Below are 22,556 nucleotides of genomic sequence, written 5' to 3' on the forward strand. Positions count from 1 at the left end.
CCTTCAAACAACTTCCATGAGTCGACCGGATCAACCGAACATGGCAAACCCGTCGACAGCGGCCGGCAAATTGTAAACCTGACCATCAGCGGTCTGGATGTGCTCGATGCTGTTGAAGCCCGCATACCAGCCCGCCAGTTTCACGCCATTGGTCGGTGCCCCGGTACTGCCGTCATTGGCGCTATGCAGATAGGCGTCGTCACCGATGCGGGTAACGCCCAACTGGCTGGCGTTGGCAATGGCGTTCAGGATCAGGGTGTCGTTCAGGCTGGTGCCGCCGTCCTGAATCACCACCAGACCGGAGGTGTTCACCACGTAAGTGTCATCACCTTCACCGCCATTGGCGAAACCACCGGAGGCCTGCTGGCCGGCCAGGTTGAGAATCAACCGGTCGTCACCCTCGCCACCGAACAACGAGTAGGTGCTGCCCTTGCCGGTCAATACATCGTTGCCGATACCGCCGATGGCGCTGCCGTTGACCACTGTCACGGTGTCATTGCCGTCCTCACCGAACGCGTTGGTACCCAGATCGTTTTCGGCACTGACAATCACGTCGTCACCCGACCCGCCATACAACTGATCGGCCTGCGCATTGTCGGCCACACCTTCGAGGCTGAACGGCCCGATGTCAGATACCAGGCCGCCATAGATGACGTCGCTGCCGTCACCGCCATTGATCAGATCGCTGCCGCGCCCGCCTTCCAGGTAGTTGTCCGCTTCGTTGCCGGTCAAGGTGTCGTCAAAATGACTGCCCATCACGCCTTCGACATTGGTCAGCGTATCGCCCTGCGCATCACCACCCAGGTTGATGCCGGTCTGCAGATTGATCTCTACCGCCGAGGCACTGGTGAGGTACCAGACGTTATCGACGCCATCGCGGCCATCGATTGCATCACCGCCACCACCACCGATGAACGTTTCGTTGCCGGCCGAACCGATGAAGTCATCAAAATACTGACTGCCCTCGATCAATTCGATGCTGGTGTATTCAGGCATCGGGTCCCAGGGCTTGTAGGCGGCACCGCTCAGGTCGATCGCCATCGGCATGGTGGCGTATTTGAAACTGAGCAGATCCTGCCCTTGCCCGCCATCCAGGCCGAAATACCAGGACATGCCGTCGGCGTAAAAGGTGTCGTTGAAGTCACTGCCACGGATGATCTCGATGTTCTGGTACGTATCGCCGTCAGCGATCCCCGAGAATTCCCGGGTCGCCCAGTTCAGCGTCATGGCGACCGTGCTGTCGCCGTAACTGAGCACATCGATACCGTCGCCACCGTCAAAGGAATCGCCCTTGTCACCGCCGAACAACACGTCGTTGCCACTGCCGCCGACGATCGTGTTCCAGGTGTCGTTGCCGTAGCCGGTGAAGTCGCCGGTCCCGGTGTACGTCAGGTTTTCAACGAACGGATCCAGGTGCATCACAGACAGCGTGGTGTACACCTGATCGGTGCCGCCCATGAAGCCCTCGACTTCTTCGATGGTCACACCGGTGCTGTTGATGATGTACACATCGTTCCAGTCGCCACCGGCCAGGGTCACGCCACCGATGTTGGCGGTGAACTGATCAGCATTGCTGGTGCCAATGATTTTTTCGACATTGCGAAAGGTGTCGCCAACTGCATTGATTCCACTGCCGATCTCGATGCTGACCGGCCCTGCGTTCTGGTGATAGCTCACCGTGTCGTAGCCATCGGAACCGTCAATGATCATCGACCCTTCGAAGCGATAGATCAGATCATCGAACTTCGAACCTTCAATGGCTTCGATACCGGTGAAGGTGTCTCCGTAGGCGATGGTCAACCAGTCATAGTTGCTCCAGTCCGCGATTCTCACCCCTTCGGTACTGTCGCTGTAGCTGACGGTATCGAAGCCATCACCACCGACGAAGTGATCCGCCCCGTCGCCGCCCCACAGCCAGTCGTTGCCGGCACCGCCAATGATCTCGTTGTCGGTGTCACTGCCGTAGGCCTTGAAATCACCCGTACCGGTGAAGGTCAGCTTCTCGATGAAGGAGTCCATCTTGATGGTGTTGAGACTGGTGCGCAGCTCGTCGTAACCGCCGTAATTCTCTTCGATGATGGTCACGCCTTCACTGCCGACGATGTACACATCGTCACCCCAACTACCGTCCAGCGTCACACCGGGGTTGTTGCTGGTGAAGGTGTCGTTCAAAGAGGTACCGATGACTTTCTCGACATTGAGCAAGGTATCGCGCTTGCCGTCGGCCCCCGTGACAGTCAACGAGTCCTGGTCGATTTCGACACTGACGGCAGAATTCAGCACGCGATAGTCCGCCGTGTCAAAACCCTCGCCCCCATCCAGCACGTCCGATCCGGCGCTGCCGACCAGCTGATCATCCGACTCCAGTCCATAGAGTTCGTCATTGCCATCGGTGCCCACCAGATAATCCACATCACTTGTTCCATTCACGACTGACATTTGCTTCTTCCTTGCGTTGTTGTTGAACCGGATACCGTCAAAGAGCGCTGAGCATCAGCTTGCTGAAAATAAACTTCGAACCCGTGATCCCGGTCATTTCGAATGACGTCGCGGGGAAGGAACCAACTCGAAAAAAATGAAAAAACAGGCGACACGGGGCCGCCTGTTTTCAATCATCGATGCCGCCACAAAACCATCATGGAGGCATCTGTCCAGCGATCAACCGAACATGGCGAACGCATCATTGCTGGTTGGCAGGTTGATGAACTTGCCGTCAGCCGTCTGGATGTATTCGATATTGTTGTAACCGGCGAACCAGTCCTTCAGCCGCACGCCGTCATCCGGAGTCTGACCTTCGAAGACACTGTACTGATGCAGGAAAAGGTCATTGCCGACCCGATCAAGCAGCAGTTGCTGAGCGTTGATGTTCGTCAGGATCAACTTGTCGCCGGAACTGGTGCCATTGTCCTGAATGGTGACCAGTCTCGAGGTATTGACGGTGTAGGTGTCATTATCCTCGCCGCCGAACGCCGAGCCGGGCCCCTGCAGAAACAGTTTGTCAGCACCCGCACCACCGGACAGCGAGAAGCCGGCGCCAGTCCCGGTCAGCACATCGTCGCCTTCACCACCATCAGCCACGCCGTACACCACGGTAATAGTGTCATTGCCGGCTTCGCCAAAGGCCTGGGTGCCATGGTCATCGGGCGCTGCAACGATGGTGTCGTTGCCATTGCCGCCATACAGAAGGTCGGCCTGCGGCCCACCCGCTGCAACATTCACGGCGAACGGTCCGAGCGGGGTCTGCAGGCTGCCATAGATGACATCGTTGCCATCCCCGCCATAAATGACGTCATTACCCAGACCGCCCTCCAGACCATTGGCGGCAGCATTGCCGGTCAGCGTGTCATTGAAGCTCGTCGCGATCAGGCTCTCGACGTTGATGAATACATCGCCTTCGGCATCGCCCCCCTGACTGACGCCGGTCTGCAGGTTGATATTCACGGCGGTGGCGTTGTTGGCGTACCACACCGTGTCGATGCCTTCACGGCCGTCGAACACGTCGGCACCGGCTCCGCCAACGAAGTTGTCGTTGGCGGTCGAGCCCAGGAACGTGTCAGCGAAACTGCTGCCCTGGAAAATCTCGATCCCGGCGAAAGTATCGCCCGCTGCATCGCCGGTGTTGGCGTTGGTTTTCAGGTCGATGGTGACCGCGCTGTCCGACGATTCATAGCTGACCATGTCCAGGCCAAGACCGCCGTTGATGGCGAGTGCCGCAGAATTGCCAACGAACACATCGTTGTATTTCGAGCCCGTCATTGCCTCGATGCTGCTGTAGGTGTCGCCCGTCGCGATCCCGGTGCTGACACCGGTTTTCAGGTTGATGCTGACACCTGCGGTACTGTCGTCATAGGACACCGTGTCCATGCCCGCGCCGCCGATGAACTGGTCCGCACCGCCGCCGCCATACAGCACGTCGTTGCCGATACCACCGGTGATGATGTTGTCGCCGGCATTGCCATAACCGGTAAATGCAATCGTACCGGTGTAGGTCATGCGCTCGACGTTGGCTGCCATCGTGTGGCTATTCCAGCTGACGCGAATTTCGTCGTTACCACCACCCGCCTGTTCGATGATCGTTACGCCACCGCCGTTGACGTAGTAGATGTCATCCCCGGCGCCGCCCTCGAAGGTCGCAAGGCTGACGGGCGCTGCGGTGAAGGTGTCGTTGAAGGCCGAGCCGATGACCTTGTCGATCTCTGTCAGGGTATCGCCCTGTGCATCGCCACCGACACCTGCCAGACCGGTACCCGGACGGATGTCCACGTTGACGGCCGCCGATGAAGCCGAGTAGTCCACCGTGTCGGTGCCGCCGAGGCCACCGTTGAACGCGAACACGCGACCGTCGGCAATGAAGGTGTCGTTGTATTTGGAGCCGGTGATCGCTTCGATACTGTTGTAGACATCGCCCGCCGCAATTCCGGAATGGACCCCGGTACTCAGGTTGAGCGTGACGCCCACGGTGCTGTCGTCATAGGACACCGTATCCATGCCCGCGCCGCCGAAGAACTGGTCGGCACCGCCACCGCCCTTGAGGGTGTCGTTGAATGCACCGCCGGTGATGATGTTGTCACTGGCGTTACCCGCACCGGCAAACGACTCGTTGCCAACGAAGGTCAGACGCTCGACGTTGGCCGCCAGGACGTGCTCCTTATAGCTGACCCGCACTTCATCGTTGCCGCCACCGGCCTGCTCGATGACGGTCACGCCACCGCCATTGACGAAGTAGATGTCATCGCCGGCGCCACCTTCGAAGGTCGCGTAGCTGAGAGGCGCTGCGGTGAAAGTGTCATTGAAGGCCGAGCCGATGACCTTGTCGATTTCTGTCAGGGTATCGCCCTGTGCATCGCCGCCGGTGCCTGCCAGACCGGTGCCCGGGCGGATGTCCACGTTGACAGCCGCCGACGACGCCGAGTAGTCCACCGTGTCGACACCGCCGAGGCCGCCGTTGAACGCAAATACGCGATCATCGGCGATGAAGGTGTCGTTGTACTTCGAGCCGGTAATCGCTTCGATGCTGTTGTAGACGTCGCCCGCACCGATTCCACTGTTGACCCCGGTTTTCAGGTTGAGCGTGACGCCCACGGTGCTGTCGTCATAGGACACCGTGTCCATGCCTGCGCCGCCGAAGAACTGGTCGGCACCGCCACCGCCCTTGAGGGTATCGTTGAATGCACCGCCGGTGATGATGTTGTCACTGGCGTTACCCGCACCGGCAAACGACTCGTTGCCAACGAAGGTCAGACGCTCGACGTTGGCCGCCAGCGTGTGCTCCTTGTAGCTGACCCGCACTTCATCGTTGCCGCCACCGGCCTGCTCGATGACGGTTACGCTACCGCCGTTGACGAAGTAGATGTCATCGCCGGCACCGCCCTCGAAGGTCACGGCGGGGAGAGGGGCTGCGGTGAACGTGTCGTTGAAGGCCGAGCCGATGACCTTGTCGATCTCCGCCAGGGTATCGCCCTGTGCATCGCCACCGACACCTGCCAGACCGATGCCAGGGCGGATGTCCACGTTGACAGCCGCCGACGACGCCGAGTAGTCCACCGTGTCGACACCGCCGAGACCGCCGTTGAACGCAAATACGCGATCATCGGCGATGAAGGTGTCGTTGTATTTGGAGCCGGTGATCGCTTCGATGCTGTTGTAGACATCACCTACCGCGATTCCGGAATTGATCCCGGTTTTCAGGTTCAGCGTGACGCCCACGGTGCTGTCGTCATAGGACACCGTGTCCATGCCCGCGCCGCCGAAGAACTGGTCAGCACCACCGCCACCCTTGAGGACGTCGTTGAATGCACCGCCCGTGATGATGTTGTCACTGGCGTTACCCGCACCGGCAAACGACTCGTTGCCAACGTAGGTCAGGCGTTCGACGTTGGCCGCCAGCGTGTGCTCCTTGTAGCTGACCCGCACTTCATCGTTGCCGCCACCGGCCTGCTCGATGACGGTTACGCTACCGCCGTTGACGAAGTAGATGTCATCGCCGGCACCGCCCTCGAAGGTCACGGCGGGGAGAGGGGCTGCGGTGAAGGTGTCGTTGAAGGCCGAGCCGATGACTTTTTCGATGCTGTCCAGGGTATCGCCCTGCGCGTCGCCACCGGTGCCTGCCAGGCCGATGCCCGGACGGACATCAACGTTGATGGCTTCGGCCGAAGCCGAGTAATCCACCGTGTCGGTGCCGCCAAGACCACCGCTGAATGCAAACACGCGACCGTCAGCGATGAAGGTGTCGTTGTATTTGGAGCCGGTGATCGCTTCGATGCTGTTGTAGACATCACCCGCCGCGATTCCGGAATTGAACCCGGTTTTCAGGTTGAGCGTGACGCCCACAGTGCTGTCGTCATAGGACACCGTGTCCATGCCCGCGCCGCCGAAGAACTGGTCGGCACCACCACCGCCCAGCAGTGTGTCATTGCCGTTGCCGCCGGTGATGATGTTGTCGCTGGCATTGCCCGCGCCAGTGAAGGTTTGGGTGCCAACGTAGGTCAGACGCTCGACGTTCGCCGCCAGCGTGTGCTCCTTATAGCTGACCCGCACTTCATCGTTGCCGCCACCGGCCAGCTCGATGACGGTCACGCCACCGCCGTTGACGAAGTAGATGTCATCGCCGGCACCACCCTCGAAGGTCACGGTGCTGTAAGGGTCTGCAGTGAACGTGTCGTTGAACGCCGAGCCGATGACTTTTTCGATGCTGGCCAGGGTATCGCCCTGCGCGTCGCCACCGGTGCCTGCCAGGCCGATACCCGGACGGACATCAACGTTGATGGCCTCGGCCGAAGCCGAGTAATCCACCGTGTCGGTGCCGCCGAGACCACCGCTGAATGCAAACACGCGGCCATCGGCGATGAAGGTGTCGTTGTATTTGGAGCCGGTAATCGCTTCGATGCTGTTGTAAACATCACCCGCCGCGATTCCCGAATGAACCCCGGTAATCAGGTTGAGCGTGACGCCCACGGTGCTGTCGTCATAGGACACCGTGTCCATGCCCGCGCCACCGAAGAACTGGTCAGCACCGCCACCGCCCTTGAGGACGTCGTTGAATGCACCGCCCGTGATGATGTTGTCACTGGCATTACCCGCACCGGCAAACGACTCGTTGCCAACGAAGGTCAGACGCTCGACGTTGGCCGCCAGCGTGTGCTCCTTGTAGCTGACCCGCACTTCATCGTTGCCGCCTCCCGCCTGCTCGATGACGGTCACACCGCCGCCGTTGACGAAGTAGATGTCATCGCCGGCACCACCCTCGAAGGTCACGGTGCTGTAAGGGTCTGCAGTGAACGTGTCGTTGAACGCCGAGCCGATGACTTTTTCGATGCTGGCCAGGGTATCGCCCTGCGCGTCGCCACCGGTGCCTGCCAAGCCGATACCCGGACGGACATCAACGTTGATGGCCTCGGCCGAAGCCGAGTAATCCACCGTGTCGGTGCCGCCAAGACCACCGCTGAATGCAAACACGCGACCATCGGCAATGAAGGTGTCGTTGTATTTGGAGCCGGTGATCGCTTCGATGCTGTTGTAGACATCACCCGCCGCGATTCCCGAATGAACCCCGGTAATCAGGTTGAGCGTGACGCCCACGGTGCTGTCGTCATAGGACACCGTGTCCATGCCCGCGCCGCCGAAGAACTGGTCAGCACCACCGCCGCCCTTGAGGACGTCGTTGAATGCACCGCCCGTGATGATGTTGTCACTGGCATTGCCCGCACCGGCAAACGACTCGTTGCCAACGAAGGTCAGACGCTCGACGTTGGCCGCCAGCGTGTGCTCCTTGTAGCTGACCCGCACTTCATCGTTGCCGCCTCCGGCCTGCTCGATGACGGTCACGCCGCCGCCGTTGACGAAGTAGATGTCATCACCGGCGCCGCCTTCGTAGGTCGCGTACAGATAAGCGTCGGTGGTGAAGGAGTCGTTGAACGCCGAGCCGATGACTTTTTCGATACCGGTCAGGGTGTCGCCCTCAGCATCGCCACCGGTGCCAGCCAGCCCGGTACCGGGCCGGATATCGACATTGACCCCGGCGGCAGACGCCGAATAGTCCACAACGTCGGTGCCAGCTCCGCCATCGATCTTGTCGGCCCCCGCACTGCCCTTGATGACATCATTGCCACCCAGGCCATTGATCTCATCATCCCCACTGGTACCGTTCAGCGTATCCGCGCCGTTTGTTCCGTTGATGACAGCCATTGCATCTTCCTTGCCTTGTTTGTAAACCGGTCCAGGCCAGCGTGGCGATCACACGTCATCGCGGCGCAATTTTCTGATAGAGCGAATGTGTTGATATCGACAGGAAATAGCCAATCCTTGAGCCCGCCGAAAAGAAATGTATCGGGAATGAAACAAAGACGAATGGGCAGGCAAAAAAAAACAGGCGACTGTCAACGTCGCCTGTTTTTTTGTCTGCCTGTACGAACCGATCAGTCCGCCAGCCAGCCGTTTTCCCAGTAGCGCAGGTTGTCGCCGCGCAGGACGTAATCGCGCAGGACGATCTCGCGCAACTGGTCGCCCATGCGATAGCTGGCGTCCGGATCGGCCAGGTGCATGCGGATCGCTTGCAGCCATTCGTCCGTGGTGTTGGTCTTGATCCGGGTGCACGGCAGGTAACCGCGATAGGCCTCGGTGTCGGTGCAGATCACCGGGTAACCGCAGGCGCCATACTCCAGGAGACGCAGGTTGCTCTTGCAGTCGTTGAAGATGTGGAACTCCAGCGGCGCCAGGGCCAGGTCCAGGTTCAGGCTGGCCAGTTTTGCCGGGTACACGTCCAGCCCGATCACGCCATGGAATTCGTGCATGTACGGGCGCAGATCATCCGGGCACATGCCGAAAAACACCCAATCGACTTCGTTCGCCAGCTCGCGAACCACGTCGGCGATCACCGCCAGGTCGCCGTGGTGACTGGTGCCACCGCCCCAGCCGACCCGTGGTTTTTTCGAGGTGCGACGCTGGCTGCGCAAGTCGCTCCAAAGGTGCTTGGCCAGCATGTTCGGAACCACCCGAATGTCGTTGTGCATGCTCGACAGTGCATTGCCCAGCGGCGCGGTGGACACCACCACCCGGTCGCACATGCCGATGGCGCGCCGGACCAGTTTTTCCATGTCGTCCCGGCCGGGCATGTTGCGAATGTGCGCATTGCGGTGGGGAACATCGATCACGTAGTCGTCGAGCTCGTAGATCCGCCGGGCGCCGGAATACTTTTGCAGGCTCGGGATTTCGTTGATCGGACCTTCGGAATAACGCCCCTGCAGAATGATCACGTCAGGGGACTGGCGCTCGACTTCGATGATGGTCGGCAGGTTGTAGTGAATCCGCCCCAGCGCCCGGCCCGCCTCTTCCAGCTCGATCAGCGGCTGGGTGACGCGATAGTGACCGATGGCCGACGCGTTGACCGGCAGCGCGAGAATCTTCGGCAGTTGCGGCCGGGAAAACGGACTCCAGCCGGTGCGCAGGCCCGGATCGAGGCTGAAGCTCGAACCGCCCAGACCGTTGAGCGACAGGTTACGGTTATACGCCGGATCCCGCGCGACAATCGGCAGCCAGCGTTTGTAAAACGCTTCCTGCTCCTGACTGCGCCGGGCCGCTTCGTCGTCGGTGGCGACGACGATCGGCTGCGTGCCGAGCGCCAGTTGGGCGTAAGGCGTCCAGACCACCAGATAACCTTGCTGGCCGATGCGCAGACACAGATCCACTTCATTGAGCGACTGCGCCAGATCCTGTTCGTCCAGGCCCGCTACCGCGTCAAAAACAGCCTTGCGCACCATCAGGCAGTCGCTGCCGACGGCGCTCAGATCCTGTGCCACCAGCAAGCGGTACATGTACCCGGTCGCCTGCATCGATTCACCGTAAAAGGGTACGCCCGCCGGCCCTTGCAGACCCAGAATCAGACCGGCATGCAACAGCCGCCCATCCGGGTTGAACAGCTTGGCCCCGACCACGCCGACTTCCGGGCGCTGGGCGTGATTGAGCATTTCCGTCAGCCAGTCGCCATGGCTGATCACCGCATACGGGTTGAGGAACAGCGCGTACTCACCGAGCGCATGAACCATTGCGACGTTGCGCACGGCGGCGAGATTGCCTTGCACCGGACAATCGAGCACGCGAATCCGCTCGCTGCCCAGCTGCGCCATGCCGTCGAACCAGGCCCGCGCCTCGGCGCTCTCGCTGCCGTTGTCGACCAGCAGCAGCTCGTACTCGGCGTACAGGGTTTTCTCCAGCAGGGTCTCGACGCAGCGTTGCACCGCTGCGGTCTGATCCTTGCTGGCGATGATGATCGACACCAGCGGCGTTCGGCCATGGAGGTAGTCGACCCGATTGAGCAGCGCCGAAGCACCTCGGCGAATCGTATGGGAAATGCCCAGACGATGCAGGTGAGCTTCGATCAACCGTGCGTTGTCATCGGCCATCTGCGGCTGTGACAACCACTTGGCCAGGTCAAATGCCGACTCCAGCAGGACTTCGGCGATGTGACCGACGACCTGCGTGCCGTCGTTCTCGACCATGCGCCACAGCACATCGTGCGCCGCCAGTTCGCCGAACGCGGCATCGAAACCGCCCAGCGCAAGAAAACGCTGGCGGTCGAAGGCCAGCGCTCGGCCCACGTAGGGATAGCTGCGCATCAGGTCGAGGTTGAAGTCAGGCTTGAACACTGGCTCCGCCGACTCACCCTGGCTCAGTCCGCCTTCGTCGCTGTACAGGCAGGTGAGCGTGTTTGAAAGCGCAATGCGCTCGGCCATCACCAGCAACGCCGGGACCACCAGGCGATCGCCGGCCTGCAGCAGGTAGAACCAGTCGGCGCCGTCCAGTTGCGCCAGCAGCTCATTGAGTTGCTGCTGCCAGTCATCCTGCAACGGCATGCGCACGACCCGCTCGCTCAATTGCGCTTCGGTGCAGGACGACGACAGCACCAGCGTCAGCTCCGGGGCATATTCCTGATCAGCCAGCGATTGCAGGGTGAGCTCCAGCGCCGAACGGCTGCCCTGCCCGTCGATGATCACCGGCACGATTTTCGGCGTGCGCGGCCAGGCGGCCAGGGTGTCCGGCAGCAATTCACGCTGGCCTTCGGTCAGGCTGCGACAGGCCAGCCACTCGGCGTACAACTCGGCGAAGCTGACGCTGGAAATACCGACATGCCAGTCCTGGGTGGTCTGCTTGGTGCCCAGGGTCCGGCTCAGCGGCAACTCTTCCCAGACCCGCGGCGTCTCGTCCGCCTTGGTGATCGGCAGGTAGCGTACCCAACCCGGGGCCGGTGCCGATTCGCCACTGCGCGCCTTGAGCATTTGCGTCAGCCATTGCCGCTCGGCCACGGCCGCATCGCGCATGGCCTGCTGGCCGCTCAAACGCTCGGGATACAGACGCTCGACGCTGAGCACATGGTTGGACACCACCATGTTGCCGCGACGCAGCAGACAGACGTAAAGGGCGAAATCGAGGGTGGCGACAAAGCAGTGCCCGGCCTGGGTCAGGGCCGGAAGCAGTTCCAGCACATCAGCACGACGGAACAGCGCGGCACTGAAGCCGCCGAGGATGTTGACCGGGAAGTTCTCGAAAATGGCCAGCAGGTCTTCGCCCTTGAACAGACCACACACCGGCGACAACGGTGTGTTTTCCAGGCGCGACGGCAATGGCAGGTCGTTGGCGTCCCAGAACAGACGCTGTGCCAGCACCAGGTTGACGTCGTCACGATCAATGAGCACTTGTGCCTGGCGTTCGACACAGGTGGCGAACAACTGATCGTCATCGCACAGAAACTTGATGAACTCACCCTGAGCCTGCGCAAGGCAGGCCTGCAGGTTGCCGACCAGCCCCAATGTGCGGTCATTGCGCACATAGCGCACCGCCACCCCGGTGCTCTCGATCATCGAGGCGACGGTTTCCCGGATCTCGCTGCCGCGACTGTCGTCGCAGACGATGATTTCAAGATTGGCGTACCCCTGACTCACGGCACTGAGCAACGCGCGCTCGAAGAAGCGCGGATTGAAGGCAGGGATGACAAGGCTGACAAGGGGAAGTGAATTCACGGCGGACTCGCAAGCGGCGGGAACCCGCCCGGAACAGCGAGCCCTTTGAAACCGCAAAAAAAAGACGATGGATACAGAGCGGTCAGAGCAAACGGGCGCTTGCGCGCCCGTTCAGGATCAGATCTTGTTGAACAGACCCAACTGGCTGATTTTGCTGAACGCCAGCTGCGAGGCCTGCAGCATGGTCTGCTGCAAGGTCAGGCGGGTCATCACGTCAGCCGGATCCGAATCACGGATCGAACCCTGGGTGGTGGCGTTCGCCTGAGTCAGGCTCTGGTTGGTGGTGGTCTGGTCGTCCAGCGACTGGCCACGAGCACCGATCGAAGTGACGGCCGAACCGATCTGGTTCGACGCACTGTCGATGTTGCCCAGCGCCGACTCCATGGCGCCCTGGAATTTCTGCTTGGCCACCGGATCACCATCGATCGGCGTGTTCAGCGCCGTGACCATCTGGCCCAGGGTGTCAAGCACGTTCTGGGTCTGGTGGTTGTTGGACTGGATCGAGAACTGGTCACCGGCCGCAGGCGTGCCGCCGAGGGCGAAGGTCACACCGGCCGCCGTGGCGTTGCCGCCGGCCACGGTGCCCGACGAGATCGGCTTGCTGTCGGCGGTCACAGGCGCCGCGTACAGGTCGAACGCAGTGGCGCTGGTGAACTTCAGGACCGCGCCGCCGCCCGACGGGAAGGCCGCATTGTAGGCTGCCTGGTTGGTCACGTTCGAACCGGTGATGACCGCGGTCGACGGGTTGCCCGGGCTGCGCGAAGTGGTGAACGAGTCCGGCGTGGCCGCCAGCTGGAAGCTGTGACCGGCAATGACCGCGTCCGGGTTGGTATCACCGGCCTTGAGGTTGATGCTCAGCTTCAGGTCGATGCCACGGAAACTGACCGTCTGGTTGGCGCCGTTGCTGTTGCTGATCGCGCCGTTCTGGCTGGCTTCGGTGGTCACGTCGTTGCCCAGGGCATCGGTGATCTTGATCTGGGTGCTGCTGATGAAGTCCACGGTGTACGGCTGGCCGGCCGCGAACTTGGAATTGTATGTCGCCGCGGTGCCAACGATACCGTTGGTCAGCACCACACGACCGTCATCGACCGCCGGAGCCGTCATGGTGGTCTGGGTGCGGGCGGTATTGATGGTCTGCTGGAAAGCGTCCCAGCCGGTGGTGTTGGTGGCCACCGACAGGCCGTCGCCGATGCCCAGGTTGATCTGGGTCTGGTCGCCGTTATAGGTGTAGGTGCCATCGGCGTTCTGCGAGTACGGCGCGGTATCGGTCTTCGAACCGGAGAACAGGTAGTTGCCGTTGGCATCCTTGGAGTTCATCAGGCCCAGCACTTGTTGCTGGATCTGGCCCAGCTCCGAGGCATAGGCCTTGCGGTCTGCGTCGGTGGCGATGCCGTTGTTGGCCGCCAGACCGATTTCCTTGGCGCGCTGCAGGGCCGTGGTGATGGCCGACAGGGTGGATTCCTGAACGGTCAGCGCGCTCTTGGTGGTGTCGATGTTGCCTTTGTACTGATCGAGCATCGCGGCCTGCTGGCCGAGCTTGAGCAGACGACCGGCACCGATCGGATCGTCGGCAGCGGTGTTGATGCGCTGCAGGCTGCTGGCCTCGTTGGCGGTCGCGACCGTCTTGCTGTAGTTGCGCTGATATTGGGCAGCTTGCGTCGCGTAATACTGGGCGGTGGAAATGCGCATGAATTACGACTCCTTAAAGACTGTTGATCAGCGTGGCGAAGGTTTCCTGCGCAGCCTTGATGATCTGCGAAGACGCTGTGTAGTACTGCTGATACTTGACCAGGTTGCCGGTCTCTTCGTCGAGGTTGACCTGAGACAGCGAATCACGCGCGCCCTGCGCCTGATCCAGGATCGCCGTGGTGGCCTCGATGTCGGACTTGCTCTGAGCCGCCTTGGTACCGACGTTGGTTACCAGCTTGTTGTAGGCGTCGGTCAGGCTGATGCCCTTGCTTCCGGTACCGGTGTCGACCGTTTGTTTGGTCTGCAGGCCGACCAGCGCCTGGGCGTTGCGGTTGTCCGAAGACGCCGCACCGGTCAGGCTCATGGTGAAGGTCTCGCCGGATTTCGGCGTCGCGCTCACGGTGGTCTGCACGGTGAAGGTTTTCTGTACGTTCGGCGTGACACTGGTGTCCATCACCGGCGCGCCGGTGGAGTCGACCATGCCGATCTTCAGGTTCAGGGTGTTGGCCTGGCCCGGCACGATGGTCCCGGTGCCGATGGTGTTGCCCTTGGCGTCGACCATGTTGTACGACTGGCTGCCGCTGGCGACCGCGCCAAACACCAGTTTGACCGGAGTCGAATACTTGAGCGCGTTCTGCAACTCGGCCTGGGAGGTCGGGTTGTAGATGTCGATGGTGTCGGTCAGTGTCGGCTGGGTGTAGGTGCCGGAATTATTGGCACTGGCCACGCCGGTCAACGGTGCCGCCGCCGCGATTTTCTTCGGGTCGGTGAGCACGGCCTGGATGGTCGAGGCTGCGCCGCGGGTCGGCGTCACCTTGAAGGTGTCGCCGGCGCTCAGGGCTCCGCCGTTAAGGGCCAGGGTGAAGCCGTCGATGACCGGAGGCGGCGTGGTCGTGGTGCTGAACGAACCCATGTCGGTGCCATCCGAGCGTTTGACCGTGTAGTTGGTCGCGCTGGTGAAAGTGACCTGGTAATCGTTGGTGGTCAGCTTGCCGGTGTCCTTGATGGTGACGTCAAGGTTGCCCGAACCTGCGCTGTTGCCCGCCTGGGCAATGCTGCGCTGACTGATCAGCGCGGCACTGTTGATGTTGTTGAAAATCGCGGCGCCGAAGTCACCGTTCTTGTCGATGCCCTGGGCTTGCTGGCGGTTGACCTGATCGGCGATCACCAGCGCCACACGGCCCAGCTCGTTGAGCGACGGGTCGAGCACTTCCTTGCGATAGCTCAGCAGACCGCCGATTTCGCCACCGCTGATCACCGAAGTGATGTCGATGGTGCTCGAACCGCGATCCATCTGGATGCCCATGCGCGACGGGTCATCCTTGCTCGGCACGGTGCTCAGGGTATTGGTGGTGTTACCGACAACCAGCGGCTGACCGCTGCCGACATAAACGTCGAAGCTGGTGCCGCGCTCGACGACCTGCGCGCCGACCAGTTGGGAGAGCTGGCGTACGGCTTCGTTACGGGTGTCGAGCAGATCGTTCGGCTGGCCGCCACTGGTGGAAATCTCGCCGATCTTCTGGTTGAGATTGGCAATCGAGGTGGCCAGCTTGTTGACCTGGGCCGCCATGTCGCCAAGGTTGCCATTGAGCGTTGTGTTCTGGTCGTTGAGCTGCTTGGCCAGTGCATTGAAGCGGCTGGTCAGGGCTTGCGCGCCGGTCAGCACTGACTGACGGGAAGTGTCATCGGTGGCCGAGGTCGATACGCCTTGCATCGAGGTGAAGAACTTCTGCAGCACGCCGGTCAGGCCGGTGTTGGTGTCGGACAGCGAGCCGTCCAGTGCTGTCGCCTGCGCGCCATAGGCGGCGGCCTCGCTGCTCAGCGAGGTGGCGGTGTGCAGCTGCGATTCGAGGTAGGAGTTGTACACCCGGCGCACGTCGGCAAGGGTCGTACCGGTACCGATGAACACGTTACCGTACTGTATCGAGGACTTGGTGCCCTGCACGGTTTGCTGGCGCGAATAACCGGCGGTGTCGACGTTGGCAATGTTGTTACCTGTCGTCGCCAGAGAGGATGAACTCGCGGCCAACCCCGACATCCCGATATTGAGCAAACTCATGATTCAAACCTTACCTTGTGTTTATAAGGGCGTCGTTGAAACGCCGGCCGCAGCGTAGTTCTGATTTACCGTCATCTGCTTGGCAATCTGCGAAATCTTCGTCGCGTAGTTCGGGTCGGTTGCGTAACCGGCCTTCTGCAATTCGCGTACAAACTGTTCTGGGTTATCGGCCGACTTCAGCACATCTTGATAGCGATTATTGCTCTGCAGCAAAGTCACCAGATCGTGGAAGCTGTCCTTGTACGAGGCATAGGAACGGAACTCGGCCGTCTCCTTGACCATCTGCCCGTTGCGGAATTCGCTGGTGATCGCCCGGGCCGAATCGCCCTTCCAGTTGCTGCTGGCCTTGATGCCGAACAGGTTGTGGCTGCTGCTGCCGTCCTGGGCGCGCATGACCGATTTGCCCCAACCGGTTTCCAGCGCAGCCTGAGCCACCAGATAACGCGGATCGACGCCAATGCGTGCGGCGGCTTCCTGCGCCATCGGCAGCATGGTGTTGACGAACTGGTCGGCGTTGCTGAACGCACGTTTGGCCGGTGCCAGCGGGATCTGCGCCATGGCGCGGCCGTAAATCTGCATCTGTCCGCCGGAGGCCTTGTCCGCCTCGGCGCGGTCCAGCCAGTCGCCGTTGTACAGCGGGCCGGAACCGGTGACAGCAGCGGTCGTGGCGCGTTGCGGCAGTTGAGTGGCCGCCGCCGGCGTGGCCGATGGCACCAGACCTGCGAGCAAGCGATCCGCCAGTTTCGGCGGCAACGCCAGACGACGCTGGTTGATCATTTCCATGTCATTGCGATGGGTCAGTTCGGTGTTCGGCGCATGCACCGAACGCGATGCCCACAGCGGACGCTCGCCATTGAGTCGCGACAGCGGGCCATTGGTGGCCACGGTGCCGGCGGCAATCGGCGTGGCCACCGCAGCGGCCTTGGCCTTGGCTTCTTCCTGCTTGGCGGCAGATGCGGCCGCAGCCTCGCCCGGCGCCATCGGTTTGTTCTTCGACATCTGGCGCATCAGCACGTCGGCCAGGCCGATACCCCCACCCTCGCGGGACATGGAGACCGCCAGTTGCTGGTCGTACATTTCCTGATACTGCTTGGCGGCCGGCGTGTTGAGCGGGTTGTCCTGGCCCAGCGCTTCGGTGGCCGAACGCATCGACTTGAGCATTTCACCGAGGAACAGCGATTCGAATTCCTGCGCAACCTTGCGCATGTTTGCGTCGCTGTTCTTGTCGCCGACCTTGAGCTGGTTCAAGCGATTGAGGTCGGAGTACGAACCCGAATCGCTGCTGCTGACCAGACCGCTTTTGCGCATATCCATGGTCGCCGTCCTCAGATCACGATCAGGTCGGCTTGCAACGCGCCGGCCTGCTTCAGAGCTTCGAGGATGGCCATCAGGTCACCCGGCGCTGCGCCGACCTGGTTCACCGCCCGGACGATCTCGTCGAGGGTGGTGCCCGGGCCGAACTTGAACATCGGTTTGGCTTCCTGCTCGGCATTCACCCGCGAGCGCGGCACCACGGCGGTCTGGCCGTTGGACAGCGGGCCCGGCTGGCTGACGATCGGATCTTCGGTGATGGTCACGGTCAGGCTGCCGTGGGTCACGGCGGCTGGCGATACCTTCACGTTCTGGCCGATGACGATGGTGCCGGTACGCGAGTTGATGATGACTTTCGCCACCGCCTGACCCGGATCGACTTCGAGGTTTTCCAGGATCGACAGGTAGTCGACGCGCTGGCTCGGATCGAGCGGCGCAGTCACACGGATCGAACCACCGTCGATAGCCTGGGCAACGCCAGGGCCGAGCATGTCGTTGATCTTGTCGACGATGCGCTTGGCGGTGGTGAAGTCGGAACGGTTCAGGTTCAGTGTCAGGCTGTTGCCCTGGTTGAAACCGCTCGGCACCGAACGCTCGACCGACGCACCGCCCGGGATGCGACCGGCCGACGGAACGTTGACGGTGATCTTCGAACCGTCACGACCTTCAGCGTCGAAACCGCCGACCACCAGGTTGCCCTGAGCGATGGCGTAGACGTTGCCGTCGATACCCTTGAGCGGGGTCAGCAACAGAGTGCCGCCGCGCAGGCTCTTGGAGTTACCGATGGAAGAGACAGTGATGTCGACCTGCTGACCCGGTTTGGCGAACGCCGGCAGATCGGCACTCACCGATACCGCCGCAACGTTTTTCAGCTGCACGTTGCCCGATCCCGGCGGCACCTTGATGCCGAACTGCGAGAGCATGTTGTTGAAGGTCTGCAGGGTGAACGGGGTCTGCGTGGTCTGGTCGCCGGTGCCGTTGAGACCGACCACCAGGCCATAGCCGATCAACTGGTTGGAACGCACGCCGGAGATGCTGGCGATGTCCTTCAAGCGTTCGGCTTGTGCATTGAAGGCCGCCGACAACAGGAACGCGGCCACCATGAGACTTCTGAAATTCAACGTAGCCACCTAGAAAGGGAACAGCGGGCTGAGGAAGAAACGGTCGAACCAGCCTGGCTGACTCGCATCGGCGAACGAACCGGTGCCCGAGTAGGTGATGCGCGCATCGGCAACCCGGGTCGAGGACACGGTGTTGTCGGTGGCGATGTCATCGGCCCGCACGAGACCGGCGATCCGCACCAGCTCGTCGCCGGTGTTGAGGGTCATCCACTTCTCGCCACGCACGGCGATGATGCCGTTGGGCAGCACGTCGGCGACGGTCACGGTGATCGAGCCGGTCAGGGTGTTGCCCTGGGCGGCCTTGCTGTCACCCTTGGTCGCGCGGTCGCCTTCGTAGCTGGCGCTCAGGCTCAGGTCATTGCTGCCGATCGGGTTGTTGGTGGTCGCACTGCTGCCGAACAGCGACGTCAGGCCGATGCCGGTCTTGCTGTTCTTGGCCACCTGCGAGTTGGCGTTCTTGCTGGCCTGGGTCTTCTCGTTCAGGGTGATGGTGATGATGTCACCGACCCGGAACGCCTTGCGGTCGCTGTACAGGTTCTGCTCGAAACCGGCCTGATAGATCGAGCCGTTGTTGGCGGCCGACGGCAACGGTGTGCGCGGCAACACCGGGGCGTAGTAAGGATCATTGGGCTTGGGCGTCGGAGCGACGCAGCCCGCGAGCGAGACGACCCCACTCAATGCCACAACAGATACAAAGCGCTTCATGACCCTTACCTCACGGTGTTGCAGGCGACCTCATGGCCGCCTCATAGACTTGATTACAGATTCTGCGTTACGAACGAGAGCATCTGGTCGGCGGTGGAGATCACCTTGGAGTTCATCTCGTACGCGCGCTGGGTGGTGATCATGTTGACCATCTCTTCCACGGTGCTGACGTTGGAGGTTTCCAGGGTGTTCTGCAGGGTGGTACCGAAACCGTTCAGGCCCGGAGTACCGACTTGCGGTGCACCGGAAGCGGCGGTTTCCAGGAACAGGTTGTTGCCCACCGCTTGCAGACCGGCCGGGTTGATGAAGTCGGCGGTTTGCAGGTTGCCGATCACTTGCGAAGCGGCGTTGCCGGCAACGGTGATCGACACGGTGCCGTCACGACCTACCGTGAAGGTCTGGGCGTTGTTCGGGATGACAATCGCCGGCTCCAGGGCGAAACCGCTGGCGTTGACGATCTGGCCATTGGAGTCGAGGTGGAAAGTACCGTCACGGGTGTAGGACGTGGTGCCGTCCGGCTGCAGGATCTGGAAGAAACCGCGGCCGTCGATGGCCATGTCCAGCGGCTGCTCGGTGGTTTGCAGGCTGCCGGCGGTGAAGTTTTTCTGGGTGCCGACGATGCGCACACCGGTACCCACTTGCAGACCCGACGGCAGTTCGCTGTCCTGGGTCGACTGGGCGCCAGGCTGACGCTTGATCTGGTACAGCAGGTCCTGGAACTCGGCGCGGTCACGTTTGAAACCCGTGGTCGACACGTTCGCCAGGTTGTTGGAAATGGTGGTCAGGTTGGTGTCCTGGGCGGACAGACCGGTTTTGGCAACCCATAGAGCCGGAAGCATTCGATTCTCCTCGTGCGCCTGTTTTACGGCGCGACGTTCTGATAATTAGCTGATCTGCAAGACCCGAGCCATGGCCTGGTCGTCGTCTTTGGCGGTGTTCATCATCTTGACGTGCAGTTCGAACTGCTTGGCCAGGGCCAGCACCGACGTCATCTCTTCCACGGCATTGACGTTGCTCGACTCCAGGAAACCCGACACCAGTTTGACGTTGGCATCGGCCGGCGCAGGCTGGCCGTCCTTGGTGTAAATCGAACCGTCGAGGCCCTTGTTCATGTTCTTGATGTCCGGGTTGACCAGCTTGATGCGGTCGACTTCGGCCATGACGCGCGGGCCCTCGCCCATCGCACGAATACTGATGGTGCCGTCTTCACCGACTTCCACCTGTTGCTCCGGCGGCACGGCGATCGGCCCGCCGTTGCCCATGACCGGCATACCGTTGCCGGCACGCAACACGCCGAGAGCGTCGATATTGAGACTGCCGGTGCGCACGTAGCTTTCACCGCCATTAGGGTTCTGCACGGCGATCCAGCCGTTGCCCGACACGGCCACGTCGAGGTCACGGCCGGTCTGCACCAGCGAGCCCGGCGTGAAGTCGGTGGCGGGCCGTTCGCTCATGGCAAACGCACGCGCCGGAAAGCTGTCACCGAACACCGGCATCGAACGCGCCTGCTCCAGGTCGCGCTGAAAACCGTTGGTGGAGATGTTCGCCAGGTTGTTGGCATGAGCCTTTTGCGCCAGTGCGTTCTGGCTGGCGCCGGTCATTGCCACATAAAGGTACTTGTCCACACTCTTTCCTCTGCATGCCGGACGTTTGCCGCCCACCGCTGTACTGCTGAGCCATAAGCAATTTGCAGACCAACTTTTTTCTGGCGGCCGAGGGCCCGGTAAACAAAGGACTTGAGGGATTTTGCGAGGAGGAGGGAAATGTATCGAAGACGAAAAACCGGCGGTGTCATGCCGCTTGGCGGCAAACACCCGATCCGGCCGTGATCACTCGGACGCGTCCTTGCCGACTTCGTACTCACGCAGCTTGTTGGCAATCGTGGTGTGCGAAACCCCGAGCCGCTTGCCCAGTTGCCGACTGCTCGGATGCTCGGAATACAGTCGTTCCAACACCGCCTTCTCGAAGCGCCCGACAATTTCGTCCAGCCCGCCTTCGAGGGAGAAATCGCCAAGCGGCTGACGCACACCGTAATCCGGCAGGCGAATGTGCTCGGCCTTGACCGTGCCGCCATCGCACAGCGAAACCGCCTGGAACAGCACGTTTTCCAGTTGGCGTACGTTACCCGGCCAATGGTAGTGGCTGAGCCGGTCCATCGCCGCCGATGCCAGTTTCGGTAGCGGGCAGCCGATCTGCCGGCTGGCCTGATCGAGGAAGTGCTCCACCAGCGGCGTCAAACCGTCGAGGCATTCGCGCAGTGGCGGGATGTGCAGCGACAGCACGTTCAAGCGGTGATACAGATCCTGGCGAAACTCGCCTCTCGCGCACAACTCCGACAGGTCCACCTGCGTCGCGCAGATCACCCGTACATCCAGGTAAACCTCTTCATCACTGCCCACACGCCGAAAGCAACCGTCCTGCAGGAAGCGCAGCAATTTCACCTGCAAGCGCGGGCTCATTTCTCCGACGCCATCAAGGAACAGCGTGCCGCCCGCCGTCAGCTCCAGCAGCCCGAGCTTGCCTTCGGCCCGCGCGCCTTCAAAGGCACCGGGGCCGTAGCCGAACAGTTCGGTCTCGGCCATCGACTCCGGCAGCCCCGCGCAGTTGAGCGCCATCAACGGCGACTGACCGCGCGGGCTCGCCAGGTGACAGGCCCGCGCCAGCAACTCCTTGCCGGTGCCGGTTTCACCTTCAATCAGAAGAGGCGCATCGAGCGGCGCCATGCGTCGTGCTTCGCGCACCACCGCCGCCATCACTTTCGAGCTCTGGAAGATGCTGTCGAAGCCACGCAGCTCTTGTTTGCGCACGTTGTAAATGCGCTCGCCGACGCGGTCCGCGCGGTGCAGGGTCAGCACGGCACCGGCCATGGCCTCGCTGTCGTCGTGTTCCGATTGCAGCGGCGCGATGTCGGCCAGAAAAATGTCGCCCTTGACCTTGACCCGCATGCCGTTGATTCGCGATTTATTGGCGCGCACCAGTTCCGGCAGGTCGAAATCCTCGGCGTAACGCGACAATGGAATCCCCGGCACCTCGTCCACCCGCACCCCGAGCAACTGCGCCGCCGCCCGGTTGGCCGCCACGATGGAGCCGCCCATGTCGATCGACAGCACGGGGAACTCCAGCGCACCAAGCAGCGCATTCAACTCCATGTGCCTCCGCTCGCTGGGCATCAGCCCTACCCGCTTGACGCCAAACACCCCGGCAATTGCCTCGAACTTGGGTCGCAGCGCCTGGAACTGAATGTTGATCAGGTTCGGGCAATGCAGGTAGATCGCGTTGCCATGCTCACCGCCCACCTCGCCACGGGCGACGTTGATCCCGTATTCCACCAGCAGATTGAGAATGTCGCGCAGGATGCCGATGCGGTTCTGGCAGTGGACTTTGATACGCATATAAAGGCCCGAAACAGGTGAAGAGGCGGTCTGACGCCGGAATTTTCTGCGCAGCGCGCAAGATAGTCGTCAAGATTATGTGACAGCCATCGGCCTTTTCAAACCCGACAGTCACCGCAAACACGACTTATCGCACGAAGCGTAACGAAAATTTTACGAATTAAAGAGCCTTTTCCTACTCGACCAGTCTTCAACCTGCTGCAACAACGAACGTTCCGGGGTATTTCTCAGTCCATCGCAGGACATAACAAGAACGAAATTCCCCTCG

The 22,556-nt window shown here is 61.4% G+C and carries 11 protein-coding genes; all 11 read right to left on the reverse strand.

Annotated elements, in window-relative coordinates; translation table 11 throughout:
• Positions 1-30 precede the first annotated feature (30 nt).
• The 11 genes from M5G18_RS18065 to M5G18_RS18115 all read right to left on the reverse strand — a co-directional run bounded on the left by M5G18_RS18065 (position 31) and on the right by M5G18_RS18115 (position 22,288).
• Positions 31-2,439 carry a calcium-binding protein gene (locus tag M5G18_RS18065; RefSeq protein WP_273896629.1) on the reverse strand — a complete coding sequence of 803 codons (2,409 nt, stop codon included), beginning with the start codon at positions 2,437-2,439 and terminating at the stop codon, positions 31-33.
• A 219-nt stretch (positions 2,440-2,658) separates the two neighbouring features.
• Entirely contained in the window at positions 2,659-8,184 is a 5,526-nt protein-coding gene (locus tag M5G18_RS18070) for a beta strand repeat-containing protein (RefSeq protein ID WP_273926164.1), read from the reverse strand.
• A 230-nt stretch (positions 8,185-8,414) separates the two neighbouring features.
• Positions 8,415-12,011, reverse strand: coding sequence for a glycosyltransferase (locus tag M5G18_RS18075; RefSeq protein ID WP_273896627.1), 3,597 nt, complete (start codon positions 12,009-12,011; stop codon positions 8,415-8,417).
• 117 nt (positions 12,012-12,128) lie between these two features.
• Positions 12,129-13,700 (reverse strand): flagellar hook-associated protein 3, encoded by a 1,572-nt coding sequence (locus M5G18_RS18080; protein ID WP_273896626.1) that lies wholly within the window; start codon positions 13,698-13,700, stop codon positions 12,129-12,131.
• Positions 13,701-13,713: 13 nt separating this feature from the next.
• Entirely contained in the window at positions 13,714-15,759 is a 2,046-nt protein-coding gene (gene flgK, locus M5G18_RS18085) for a flagellar hook-associated protein FlgK (RefSeq protein ID WP_273896625.1), read from the reverse strand.
• A 21-nt stretch (positions 15,760-15,780) separates the two neighbouring features.
• Positions 15,781-17,073: a flagellar assembly peptidoglycan hydrolase FlgJ gene (gene flgJ, locus M5G18_RS18090; protein WP_007958338.1), complete on the reverse strand. Its 1,293-nt coding sequence runs from the start codon at positions 17,071-17,073 to the stop codon at positions 15,781-15,783.
• 11 nt (positions 17,074-17,084) lie between these two features.
• On the reverse strand, positions 17,085-18,173 hold the full coding sequence (locus M5G18_RS18095; RefSeq protein ID WP_039765528.1) for a flagellar basal body P-ring protein FlgI: 1,089 nt from the start codon (positions 18,171-18,173) through the stop codon (positions 17,085-17,087).
• 27 nt (positions 18,174-18,200) lie between these two features.
• A complete protein-coding gene (gene flgH / locus M5G18_RS18100) occupies positions 18,201-18,896 on the reverse strand; it encodes a flagellar basal body L-ring protein FlgH (RefSeq protein ID WP_230736243.1) in 696 nt (231 codons plus the stop codon).
• A gap of 53 nt (positions 18,897-18,949) precedes the next feature.
• A complete protein-coding gene (flgG, locus tag M5G18_RS18105) occupies positions 18,950-19,735 on the reverse strand; it encodes a flagellar basal-body rod protein FlgG (RefSeq protein ID WP_007958342.1) in 786 nt (261 codons plus the stop codon).
• 45 nt (positions 19,736-19,780) lie between these two features.
• Positions 19,781-20,521 (reverse strand): flagellar basal body rod protein FlgF, encoded by a 741-nt coding sequence (locus M5G18_RS18110; RefSeq protein WP_007958343.1) that lies wholly within the window; start codon positions 20,519-20,521, stop codon positions 19,781-19,783.
• Positions 20,522-20,725: 204 nt separating this feature from the next.
• Entirely contained in the window at positions 20,726-22,288 is a 1,563-nt protein-coding gene (locus M5G18_RS18115) for a sigma-54-dependent transcriptional regulator (protein ID WP_273896624.1), read from the reverse strand.
• Positions 22,289-22,556 lie beyond the last annotated feature (268 nt).

The organism is Pseudomonas aphyarum, from assembly GCF_028657055.1.
Lineage (GTDB): Bacteria > Pseudomonadota > Gammaproteobacteria > Pseudomonadales > Pseudomonadaceae > Aquipseudomonas > Aquipseudomonas aphyarum.

Coding starts and splice junctions, on each gene's coding strand:
- M5G18_RS18065 (WP_273896629.1), bottom strand. CDS start 2,439: ATGTCAGTCGTGAATGGAACAAGTGATGTGGATTATCTGGTGGGCACC.
- M5G18_RS18070 (WP_273926164.1), bottom strand. CDS start 8,184: ATGGCTGTCATCAACGGAACAAACGGCGCGGATACGCTGAACGGTACC.
- M5G18_RS18080 (WP_273896626.1), bottom strand. CDS start 13,700: ATGCGCATTTCCACCGCCCAGTATTACGCGACGCAAGCTGCCCAATAT.
- flgK (WP_273896625.1), bottom strand. CDS start 15,759: ATGAGTTTGCTCAATATCGGGATGTCGGGGTTGGCCGCGAGTTCATCC.
- flgJ (WP_007958338.1), bottom strand. CDS start 17,073: ATGGATATGCGCAAAAGCGGTCTGGTCAGCAGCAGCGATTCGGGTTCG.
- M5G18_RS18095 (WP_039765528.1), bottom strand. CDS start 18,173: ATGGTGGCCGCGTTCCTGTTGTCGGCGGCCTTCAATGCACAAGCCGAA.
- flgH (WP_230736243.1), bottom strand. CDS start 18,896: ATGAAGCGCTTTGTATCTGTTGTGGCATTGAGTGGGGTCGTCTCGCTC.
- flgG (WP_007958342.1), bottom strand. CDS start 19,735: ATGCTTCCGGCTCTATGGGTTGCCAAAACCGGTCTGTCCGCCCAGGAC.
- M5G18_RS18115 (WP_273896624.1), bottom strand. CDS start 22,288: ATGCGTATCAAAGTCCACTGCCAGAACCGCATCGGCATCCTGCGCGAC.